This window comes from Lysinibacillus sp. GbtcB16 (assembly GCF_019091145.1).
Classification (GTDB): domain Bacteria; phylum Bacillota; class Bacilli; order Bacillales_A; family Planococcaceae; genus Lysinibacillus; species Lysinibacillus fusiformis.
The window spans coordinates 1-8,820 of the sequence record NZ_JAGXJV010000023.1; the positions used below are offsets into that span (position 1 = coordinate 1).

9 protein-coding genes and 2 pseudogenes are annotated in these 8,820 nt (G+C 33.7%); 1 reads left to right on the forward strand and 10 read right to left on the reverse strand.

The annotated features are described in order from the left end of the window. Positions 1-5: 5 nt before the first annotated feature. Positions 6-128 carry a helix-turn-helix domain-containing protein gene (locus KVT27_RS22585; protein WP_254636248.1) on the forward strand — a complete coding sequence of 41 codons (123 nt, stop codon included), beginning with the start codon at positions 6-8 and terminating at the stop codon, positions 126-128. A 319-nt stretch (positions 129-447) separates the two neighbouring features. Here KVT27_RS22585 and KVT27_RS22590 read toward each other — a convergent pair whose 3' ends face one another. The 10 genes and pseudogenes from KVT27_RS22590 to KVT27_RS26815 form a co-directional block, all read right to left on the reverse strand. After that, complete coding sequence (locus tag KVT27_RS22590; RefSeq protein ID WP_217581973.1) at positions 448-801, reverse strand: hypothetical protein; 354 nt, start codon at positions 799-801, stop codon at positions 448-450. A gap of 12 nt (positions 802-813) precedes the next feature. After that, positions 814-1,686, reverse strand: a complete 873-nt coding sequence (locus tag KVT27_RS26800) for a hypothetical protein (protein WP_254636245.1) — start codon at positions 1,684-1,686, stop codon at positions 814-816. Between the two features lie 304 nt (positions 1,687-1,990). Beyond that, complete coding sequence (locus tag KVT27_RS22600; RefSeq protein ID WP_217581974.1) at positions 1,991-2,275, reverse strand: hypothetical protein; 285 nt, start codon at positions 2,273-2,275, stop codon at positions 1,991-1,993. A 68-nt stretch (positions 2,276-2,343) separates the two neighbouring features. Continuing rightward, a complete protein-coding gene (locus KVT27_RS22605; RefSeq protein ID WP_217581975.1) occupies positions 2,344-2,697 on the reverse strand; it encodes a hypothetical protein in 354 nt (117 codons plus the stop codon). Positions 2,698-2,713: 16 nt separating this feature from the next. Then, positions 2,714-4,051, reverse strand: a complete 1,338-nt coding sequence (locus KVT27_RS26805; RefSeq protein ID WP_254636246.1) for a hypothetical protein — start codon at positions 4,049-4,051, stop codon at positions 2,714-2,716. Positions 4,052-5,186: 1,135 nt separating this feature from the next. Next, positions 5,187-5,503 (reverse strand): annotated as a pseudogene (locus KVT27_RS27280) (hypothetical protein). Continuing rightward, entirely contained in the window at positions 5,487-5,864 is a 378-nt protein-coding gene (locus KVT27_RS22615) for a hypothetical protein (protein ID WP_217581976.1), read from the reverse strand. Before KVT27_RS22615 ends, KVT27_RS27280 begins: the two are co-directional and overlap by 17 nt. A gap of 10 nt (positions 5,865-5,874) precedes the next feature. Beyond that, positions 5,875-6,840 (reverse strand): hypothetical protein, encoded by a 966-nt coding sequence (locus KVT27_RS26810; protein ID WP_254636247.1) that lies wholly within the window; start codon positions 6,838-6,840, stop codon positions 5,875-5,877. Positions 6,841-7,253: 413 nt separating this feature from the next. Then, complete coding sequence (gene imm47, locus KVT27_RS22625; protein WP_217581978.1) at positions 7,254-8,048, reverse strand: Imm47 family immunity protein; 795 nt, start codon at positions 8,046-8,048, stop codon at positions 7,254-7,256. 22 nt (positions 8,049-8,070) lie between these two features. Beyond that, positions 8,071-8,820 (reverse strand): annotated as a pseudogene (locus tag KVT27_RS26815) (hypothetical protein); the annotation flags it as partial.

Below are 8,820 nucleotides of genomic sequence, written 5' to 3' on the forward strand. Positions count from 1 at the left end.
CAGGGCTGCGACCGAATACAATTAGTCATCTTTGTTCACACAATGTGGACAGGGTTTATCTATCAACATTAGAAACAGTATGCAAAGTGTTAGACATCGACATTCAGGTGTTAATCGAGGTGGAGTAGCCTCTTGTACTAGCAATCGTTCTATGTACGTCAAAGTTGCGAAAAATTTAAAGGCAGGGAGAAAGCGAAGGTATGGCTTTGGAGAATAGAAATGGTGGTAACTGATGATATTATGGTTATTTGCTTAACAAAATAAAGAGTAGATAGGACATACTTTTTAAAGGTATTGTACGTACTATATAATTCGTAAAAACTTAATATGGGGCTTACAGGAGTTACTCATATTCTCTGCATAACAATTGAACTATTCGTCACTGGGTATCCCCACCAACAAAAAAGAAACCTTGATAGGCTCATTAGCCAAATCAAGGTTCTTTTATTATTCTTTTTCAATTAGTATAGTATTACAAACAACTTCTACATTTAAAGGCGGCATAAAAATATTACATTTTATTATATCTTCTCCATCAATCTGTACATCTGTAATCTCATCATCCTGAATAAAATAAGGAATTTGAGTTTTCGTTATCTCTTTTAAGGGTTTCAATCTATCATCAACACTTGTTACAAATGAGAATTTCGAACATCCAGTAAAAAGTAAGATTACATTAAAATCTGTGTCTTCAAATACAATTCTAAGTTCATCTCCAAAAAAACTGGACTCCATTTGCAGTACTCTAGCATCCCAATAATGCAGTTCTTCAATTTCATTTAGTATTTTCTGTGCATTCAAGTTACTCCACCTCTACTTTTTATATGGAATATGAGCATCCGGGCTTTTTCTATCCACAACGTTTAGGTTTACATCAAGCGGATTACCACTTTCATCAAAAATATGAACATGGTCATACTTTGTAACTTTGTCAGGAGGGTCAATTTTCATCCGGACATTTCCATTAGCATCTCTAATATGAACAAAACCGTTATTCTCAGTGTATTTCCAGTTACTTGGTAACCCCTCTAATATATCATTTTTAGTCATGTTAGGAATATTATCGGCATTAATTTTTCCTACAAAATTACCTACACCATTACCTGTACCCTTATCCTCGGTAGGCTTTTTATTCGAGCCATTTTGTGATGGTTGGGTATTAGACGGCTTCGGACTTGGAGTTGGTGTGTTTCTTCCAACTGTTCCTGTATCCTCTATCTTTATACCTGCAAATGAAAATTCATGCTGCTGTGATTGTAGCATCTGACGCAGTTGCTGTTTGACTTCGGCTACTTTGGATTGTATCTGGGTTTTCACGTTCACTACTTGCTTTTTGACTTGGTCTACTACACTTCCTACTGGACCTTTCAGCGCTTTTTGAACACCTTCAGTGACACTCTTAACTACCCCGGCACCTTTTTTCACAAATTTTCCACCTGTCGCCGCCCAGCCCACAAACGGAATCATCGCGCCAAAGGAAAGGGCCGCATTGACTTTGTCACCTCTGGCCAGATAAATAATGCCATTCACGCCATCCGCTATTTCACCGACACCTGGGATTAACCCTACAAGATCTAATCCTACTTGTAGCGTATTCAACAGATTTTTAGGTTTTACAGCATTTTTCACTGCCTTGGTCGTTGCTTGTGCAGCTTTTTTCACGACTGGTAGTACCTTTTCCTTCACTACCTGCTTCGTTTGTTTGACAGCGGCCTTTACCTGTTGCTTGGCTTTTGTCAGGAAAGGTGATCGTACTATGTACCGGGATATACTGTCTATTATATATTATGATTTTGACCCTAGAATCTTATTATTTTAACCATAATAAAAACCTTGAAAGGTGATTAGCCAATCAAGGTTTGTTTGGTATTCAAAATAAATCTCTCTTGATATAAGATATCATTATTTGTTTCTTCGAAAGAAATAATTAGTTTAAATTAAATATTTTTTCGCATCAACTTTTAGTTTCAAAAACTTCGATACCCTAAATTTAATCCATGTGTTTCTCAGTAATCTGTATACTTGGGTATCTTTGATCTAAGCAATATAGTAATTCAGTATACTTTTTTCTTTGCAAATTAGATGCCACTTCTTCAAAAACATCACTTAAAAATGAAAGTTCTGTTTTTATACAAACCTGCAAAAAATTCAGAGTCAAATTTGCATCTCCGCTTAATAATATAATTAACTCTTCCCATCTTTGTTCAATTCTTGGATCATTATTATCTAGTAATGCTCTTGCACCTAAGATTGCTCTGACTTTGTCTTCAAACATTTTTTATACCTCCCTTTATAATTGAGGAGGGATTTAACATTATACATGAACTCACTATTACCATTAGTTCAATTATTCATGTTATTAACTATTCTTATCACAATTTCTTTGTCCCACTCATCAAGATTAGTCATTAATTCTTCATATTTCAATTTCGATTCAGGTGTATTTATAGCCCCAAGTGCCGCAATGCTATAATGACCTATTGTATCAATACCGAAAAGTTTATTTACTTTAGGGTCTCTAAATTCACTAATCTCTACTAACCTTGATATGATTTTCTCATTACATAATTTTCTATTGACAATCTGATCTATAGCACTAAACAATACTTGATTATGATGAATATCCAAACATTTAATAATCTCTAGGTCGTTTAGTTTTCCCTCTCTAATTTCCCTTGATAAACTTAAAGGTTTCATTTCTCATCGCCTCCCTTTATTCATTTATAGGACCAAATGCATCTATCAAATACTGTCTTTCTGCCCTATAGTTGTTCCACAGTTGTTCAGCAAGAGCCTTGTTACCAATCCTTTCAGCCTCTTTGATTTCAACCATATACGCTCTTAGCTCCATAATAATTCTATTCTTGAACTCATAAGTAACTTCCAATTTTGGATACCCTTTTGACATATCATCTAAAAAATGTTGATACTCATGTCTCAAAGCACTTATTGATGCATTTTCATAAATATTTAATTGCCCCGGACCATTTCCTTTTGGTGCATACGCCATGATATCACGATCTAATATTCTTACTTCTGCCCCCGCTTCCTTTGTTTTCTTAATAATACTTTCCCATTCTTCAGGATGTGAGAGACGTCCTGGACCATATATATCTCTAAATGGGTCAGCATCATTTTTCCCTAACATATGATCAGGTAACCTACTATTACCTGTACCCTTACTAGTACTCGAACTGGTAGTAGACTTAACACTTGTTACTCCAGTCGAAGTCTTCCCTACTTTTGTTAGTGAGCCAACACCTTTTGTCCCAACGACAGCTGTAGCTGTATTTAGGGTTACTTTTGTTCCCCAGTATGCTCGTGAATAGTTATTACCATGAATAACATCTTTTTCAATAGAGTCTTCTATTGAACCAGCTATTGTTTTCACAGCTAGCAGTGGATCTGAAGCAAAATTTTTCAAACTGTCTGTTGTTTCTTTCACTACGCCTATCGGATCAGTTACTAATTTTTTCACATCATTGTAGGTGTTTTTAGCTACATCTACGGTTGCATCGAACTTTCCTTTAGATTTTTGGGCTTGTTGGAGGCCCATGTTAAATCCTGTCCGTAAGAATTTTTCTTTTTTAGACATATCCTTACTTATTTTGAGTGGCTCCATTTTATCCAAGGACTTATAGACTTTGACAGCTTCTTTTGCGGCAGCTTTTACTTCCTTTACCACTTGCTTTGTCTGGTTATAAACTGCTTTAGTTTTGTTTACTACTTGTTTATAGGTTTTCTTACCCGCTAGTACAGCGCTTTTTACTACTTTCTTAAATTGCTTCGCTATTTTACTTTTACTTACTTTATTATAGAGCTTCCGGGCCTTGGTAAAGAATTTTCCCCACTTTTTCTTCTTCTTTTTTTTCTTCTTTTTCTTCTTTTTACTCGATTTCTTTTGTTTTTTCTTTGTGGAGCTTTTCTTTTTGGAGGATTTTTTTGAGCTCTTCCCTTTCGATCCTCCGCTCTTGCCTTTTTTCGCTCCACTTGGGGAGCCTACTTTCGGAATCATCCCCAGTAAGCTTCCTGCTAATCCTAATAGACCCATTAGGCATCACCCCCACCAACAGGGATCATTCCCATCATGTCTAGGGCGGAATCGAGGTCTGCTTCTTCTTCCTGTGAAGCGACTGACACATCTCTTTAAAATGTCAGTAATGCTCTGGTCTTATTTCAATCTTTAGGGTATGTAAGTGTCCTTCCGTTTCTCTTAAAATATATATGAATGTATACATCGTCACTTTTCCGCATGTGTAATTTATAGCTATATGTTTCACTATAAATCTTCATTTTCACTTGATATTTCTGCTACAACCATATAAACTCGTAAAAATGCTGAATGTGGTACATCCTTATAATCTATAACAAATTTATCTATCGAAACCTCTATTTCCATCGTATTTTCTTTCCCCTTGTATGCTAGTACTTGTATAAAATTTAACACTTAGTACACTAATTAAATAATCGTAATCTTTTCAATTTACGTATTTAAACATGAAAAAGCACTTGTCGCCTGTTATAGACAATCAAGTGCTTTAAGTTTATAAATTTTCTAAGTTTATTAATATATTTGAAAGTTTTATAAGTTATTTTTATATCGACAGTATGACATCTTTTATACTACTTGGCAAGTGTAACGTTTAAACACTTTAGCTTGTTTAATCTCGTGTGTTTCGTCCCTATGACATCCATAAGTGGTCCCTTGTAAGTAAAATGTCATCTCGCCTATTCTCGCTCTTATTACATTAGCGTTAAAATAGCACTTCTTGATGGCCTAGCCTTCATGAGTTATTAATTCAAATTCAAGGATATCTTTAACTGTACACAATTAAAAAACTATTTATATCCTTGTTTATCGCCACGAGCTTTGTTATTATCGTTTATTTAGTCACTATTTCATACAACACTATCTCCTGCATGTAAAATGTCATCTCTCCTAATTCTCACACTTTTCTTCCTAGACCAATGTTTACATAGAACTACTTGATGGCCCAGCCTTCATGAGTTTTCGAATCAAATATCAGATTACTTTTTAACCACAAACTTCTTTGAGGTAAGAAAAAACCTTGAAAGGCATATAGTCGCCAGTCAAGGTATGATAACAATCACATTATATCCTTCTGATTTATCGATGAGAATATCATAATTGTTCTATATATTCTTTCTAATACAATAAGGATATATTAAAGTAACTCCACTCCAACTTGTTTATAAAATTTAACTTTTAGTCTCTCTTCTTCCCCTACATTCATTACCAAAGCTTTGTCATCTTTTTTAAACTTGTTACATTATTAAAGTCACCTGTAAATACTATAGAATCATTAAATGTAATACTTAGACTACTCGTTTGTTTATAAACATCTAAAGTTAAACTCACCTTAAAATTATGCTCATCTTTGTAAGTATAAATTAATTCTCCATCATCTATATTGCCTGTTATACTCACCGGCTCATTTTGAAAAAGTTCTAATAGATCATATTCATCATACTTTATCTTCACAATACACTTGCAATCTATCAACTTTCAAATAGACATATCGCCCCACTAAATATCGGTAATCTTCAAATAAATCACTCGTAATAAAAAAGCCTACATCTATAATATTATCCTCTAGCATTTTCCCCCAAAGAGCATAACTATAATTATTAATGTGTTCAATTTTTTTCAAATATTGATTCTTTTGTTCCTCTATCTCTAAAACATCATTTACAAATATATCTATTTCAGCCTCATATATTTTGCCTATTTCTTGTTGGTGGGGGGACACATTAAACGCTATAATTTTTTGATTGTTAACCAAAAAATATATTTCTTCCTCAATAAGAGAGTCAAATTTACATATTTCTATTTTATTATTCATAATTTCTCCTTTATTCAACAGGGTTAATAACAGGAATATTCTCTCCATTATTCATCAATTTCCAAAAAGTTTTACCACTTTCAACATGATATGTTGTAATATCTCCCAAATTATTTGTTCCTACAAATTCAAACTTAGCATAACTTTTTATAGGAACACCATTAGCATTAGTTAAGCCACTATTTTTCATAAATTTAACATAACCTGTCCTTAGTTCCCCCTTATAATTGTATTGAACTTTTATTCCGGTTTCTATTAGATTATTGGCTCCTGCTAGGTACTCATTAGCATTAGAATATGCCCCTCCAAATTCACCACCATGTTTTGAAAAATGCCCTTCTAATAATTCAGTATTTCCAAAATTCATTCCGCTAACATTCTTACTATTATTAACCGTACCCTTATCATGCTTCTTCACATACTCGCCTAGTTGATCGATTTCTTTTTGGGTTGTCTTTGCATCCTTTGCTTTTTTGCTATTATTGGCAAGACCGTAGGTTTCTTCTATTACCTTTTCCAAATTTCGTACGTTTTCTAATACTTCTTCGCCCTTTTTCACTTTCCTAACAGGGTTAATTAATGAGACCGCTGCTTCAAAATTTTCTTTAATTGGCGCATTTGCATCAGACACTTTGAGATAATCCTCAATAAACAGTGCATATGACATTTTGGAGCCTAGCATCACATATGGATATAGGCCGTCTGGAGTGGCAGTTGATTCAGCACTTAATACCTTTCGCTTATCCATAAGCGTTGTGATCGGCTCACCATCACTGCCGATAACTCTTGTTTTTCTGTGCTCATCTAATAGGGCTTTTAGTTCGGCTTCACTTGTTATCCTGTTTTTATCCACTGACGCAGTTTTTGCCTTTGTACTTGAACTATTCGTTGGTTTCTTGGTTGCTTGTGCAGCTTTTTTCACAACCTTTTTCTTGGTCAGGACCGCTTTTTTAATGGCCTTCTTCGCCCGTTTCACCAATTTACTCTTGGATAAACTATTTTTTAGCTTCCGGGCTTTCGAAAAGTTTAAACTGTTATTTTTCCTAATTTCAATTAATAAAAGCCCTAAACCGTACGGTTTAAGGGCTAGAGTTTACCAATAATAACAATTTTATGAGTTTAACCTAGTTAAAATGAGATTTATTCGTTCAGATAACTCGTCTTGTTTTCTTCTATAAGTTGTTCATAAGGAATATCTAAAATACCTAATTTTCATGTTTTATCTCATTAATATCAAGTTAATAAAATCTCTATGAATATTCATATGTTCATAGATTGCTTTTTCTCTTGTTCTTTTAACTTCTTCTTTCTCTGCCTTTAGAATCAAGTCTAATACACTTGTATATAAACTTTGAATTATTTAAACTGGTTAATTTTTATATATTATAGTTAAAGCATATATCCATAAAAATATTTTTGTCCTTTTTCCCAGTTTCCACTTGAAAGTCTATCAATATAGCCAATAAAATCTTTATAATTACTCGCATTTATGACAGTATTGTAGTCCCCAGGTACTTTTTCACCGGACCAAATTGATAATAAAGAGGGTATTAATTCCATTTTTAATGGCTCCTCATTATTCGCAGCAATCAAAACACGCTGTATCAACTTTTTAGCTAAGTCGCCAGGAAAGACTAAATTTTGTTGGAAATAATAACTCTCTGTATCCATTTCCTCAGAATAATTAAAATAGAAATTCCCTATTTCATCTATAGTTGCATCTTCACCAATTTGTTCCTCAAAGTTAATAAAAGAATCAATAGAATCCCTTATAATAATAGCTGTATCACTGATTTCATCCCATTCTTCAAGTAAAGCCAATAAATATGGAATTATATCAAGAGAAAGTGATGTTATGGCTGCTGATGCAAAAGTGTTTACTGTTTCTTCGTTTACCTCACTAAGAAAACGTAGATTATTCGAATCCCTTAAATCATCATGTGTTGCAACAGCTAAGAACATTCTAATACATAGATTCAAAACTGATTCATTTCTAGTTTGATTCATTAATTGGAACAATAATGGTTTTTGAGTAAAATCACCTGTTTTAAATAATTCAATTAAATTAAATAAAACTTCCTTTTCCGTTACAGAATTCAAAATTTTTGCTTTAATTTCTGATTTGTCTAAAGTTGTTTTTTCTCCATACCATATACTATTCATAAGATTTCCCGTTTCTCCCATAGATGCACCTACTTTCATTGAATTATCTTTTGCCATTTTCTTTTTGCCATTTCAAAACTTTATTTTGAAAAACAGTAACTTCTGTATGTTGAGGATTATTACCAAATACAATAATCCCCTTCTCATTCTCATGTATTTTTAGTATTTTAGCATTTTCTTTACCATAACCCATTTCATGATAAAAATCCAAATCTAATTCATCAATTTCTTTTTGACGAATAGTCGACTCTCCTGTCTTTTTAATATTTGAACTTACATTCTCTCCACCAAAAGATAAACCTTGCTTATGATGACCTTTTTCAAGTTCCCCTCTTCTAACCAACGTTTGATAATCTACTCTTGCTTCTTTTAGTTCTTTTCCCTTTACTATTTTAGATTCATCAGGGTTAGGATACCAATCAGGCTTAGTTTCATGTAACTTTTTCGCCTCACCATAATAAGGTCCATAAACATCCTTACCTGAAGAATTATTACCCTTATCCTCAGCAGGCTTTTTATTCGAGCCATTTTGTGATGGTTGGGAATTAGACGGCTTTGGACTTGGAGTTGTTGTGTTTCTTCCAACTGTTCCTGTATCCTTTATTCGTCCAACGTTCACACCAGCTAACTCCAGCTGTGGTGATCCCAGCTGACGCAGTTGCTGCTTGATTTCGTCTACTTTGGATTGGATTTGCGTTTTCACGTTTGAGACTTGTTTGTTGACTTTGTCCTTTACATTGCCTATGAAACCTTTATTCGCTTTTTGAGCACTTTCACTGATACCCTTCGCTGT